Origin of the sequence: Vibrio sp. 10N.247.310.17, from assembly GCF_041466605.1 — a bacterium.
GTDB lineage: Bacteria > Pseudomonadota > Gammaproteobacteria > Enterobacterales > Vibrionaceae > Vibrio > Vibrio tasmaniensis_A.
In genome coordinates this window covers 1-1,905 of sequence record NZ_JBFSTC010000206.1, presented here as the reverse complement: position 1 = coordinate 1,905, position 1,905 = coordinate 1, and the positions used below count along the sequence as shown (strand labels likewise).

Below are 1,905 nucleotides of genomic sequence, written 5' to 3'. Positions count from 1 at the left end.
TGATTTTAGGGGCGGTCTTATGGCAGTACGGGCAGGTGCTTTCAAAAAAGAACACCAGGGCATATTGGTTTTGCATGGCCGCGTGGGCGCTGGCGGCATGAAGCAAAAAAGCCAGCATAAGGGTACGAAGAAATGGCATAGCGCCTCCTGACGTTTTAGGGTAAAAGAAGAGTGAACATCATTTAAGAGAACGGTCTGGACGAAGTTGGGTGTGTTGTATCAAACGTTACAGACTTGCCATACTGGCTCTGTTTATGGCGTTTGGTGGTTTTATACGGATTGATTCGCTTTAAAAATCCGATTGCTCAAAGTCGGTGGCGACGTTGTAAAAGCGTCCAATTAAATCATTTTGGCTTATCCAGCCGTACGCCAATGGCTTCATCTCTCCAGTGCCGGGATGCACCAAAATCAAGGCGGGGGTGAAAGGCACCGAGACTTTGCCTTGGTTGTGGCGGTTTGCTTTGAGGTTAGTGATGAAGGTGTCATCATTACTGATGCCCAATAATTCAAAATGGTATTGGTCAGCAAACGCTTGAATGGATGGGGCGAGTTGCTGGCTGAGCGCATCTTTTCCTTCATAGATAAAGAAAAAGCCCCATCCGTCTTGCTTCATCTTTTCAACCGCTTCGGTTTTCTTCTTATCCTCTAGTGCTAAATACACCTGTCTTGCCGCTTGCTCGGTCGGATGGTCTTTGGTGTAAGAAAACTCAGGTCTTTCGAGCAGCAGGGCTTTGAAGGTCATGCCTAATTGGTCGGTTTGGTCCGTGATAAAATGATTCAACGCTAAAAATCTCGCTAACTTGTCTTTATCTTTAGGGTGAAGGACGGCATCGTTTTGCGCTTCGATATGCACCGAGTGAAACCAGGCCATTTGTTCGGTCGCCGATAACGTTTTAGGGCTTGAGACAGTCGTTTGAGTGTTATTTGGCAGTGGCTTTGGTTTGGGTTTGTCGGGCCTTGCTTTTGGTTCGTTGTACCATCGCCACCCTGGAGGAGGTTCCTGAGCAAGAGCTGGATGGAGGTGAGCAAGCAGCGTTAGGGTAATGACGTAAAGCCATGTTTTTTTCATCATCATAGGCCTTGGTTAAGTGCGGCAAAGCGATTAAGAGGTTACACACTTGGGTCTTTCGCGTAAGTGGCGCATCTGCTGTGGTGATGGATTGCGCAGCGTGAGTAAGTACTGAAGGTATTTATCGTGCAGCAAAGCGTGGTGTTTCGACCACATACCTTACTCACTACTAAAGTAGTGAGTCTGTTTCTCAATGTTTTCTATCAGCTCTCGATATTCATCCAGCCTTTTCGTGATGTCGGGATAGTGGTCTAGCTGTTTGATGTGTATCACATCACTTGGAATGAGGCGTAAAAGCGTCAAGGTGTTGAGTAAAAAATTTTGAAGGGGTTTGATAAGCATAACGATGTCCTTCTTGAGCATTGAGGTGTGTATGTCATGGTGTGCCGTTGGTATAGAGCCGCCTGTTATCCGCCCGTGGCACTTTGAAGTCGTTGCTTGATTTCATCAAAGTTGGGGAGGTTGGTGTTGGCACGCATTTCCGGGTAGAACTCTTTAAAATCAATGTATTCAAAATTGATTTGACCCAGTTCTTCGGGCGTAATGGCGGCGCAGGTGGGATTTTTAGCACTGCCTAACCGTTTACCCAGTTGCTGAAGAGACCCTTGCTCTTGGATGATTTTGGCCAGCTTGTTGTCGTAAACGCAGTAACTGCGCTTTTTACGGGTGCAGACACCCAGCACTTTCTTGGCGCAGTATTGCCCCACGTACAGGGTTAAGCCTTTCTCTTTGGCTTCCCCCAGCGCTTCTTCCGCTTCGCTGCATTTCGCTCCCAATCCTTGCCCCCATCCTGAGTCTTTACAACAATCGTTGAAGCCCGCGAGTTTCTTACTGCA

Annotated in this window: 4 protein-coding genes; all 4 read right to left on the bottom strand. The window is 47.5% G+C overall.

All coding sequences use genetic code 11. The features are described 5' to 3' along the window. Positions 1 to 76 (bottom strand): conjugal transfer protein TraF (gene traF, locus AB6D80_RS24865; protein WP_372189915.1); only part of this gene is annotated, 76 nt, incomplete at its 3' end. A 213-nt stretch (positions 77 to 289) separates the two neighbouring features. Next, complete coding sequence (gene traF, locus AB6D80_RS24860; protein ID WP_231904642.1) at positions 290 to 1,075, bottom strand: type-F conjugative transfer system pilin assembly protein TraF; 786 nt, start codon at positions 1,073 to 1,075, stop codon at positions 290 to 292. Positions 1,076 to 1,228: 153 nt separating this feature from the next. Then, positions 1,229 to 1,411: a hypothetical protein gene (locus tag AB6D80_RS24855; protein WP_017096425.1), complete on the bottom strand. Its 183-nt coding sequence runs from the start codon at positions 1,409 to 1,411 to the stop codon at positions 1,229 to 1,231. 65 nt (positions 1,412 to 1,476) lie between these two features. Next, a partial coding sequence (gene traN, locus AB6D80_RS24850; protein WP_372189914.1) for a conjugal transfer protein TraN occupies positions 1,477 to 1,905 on the bottom strand: 429 nt, incomplete at its 5' end.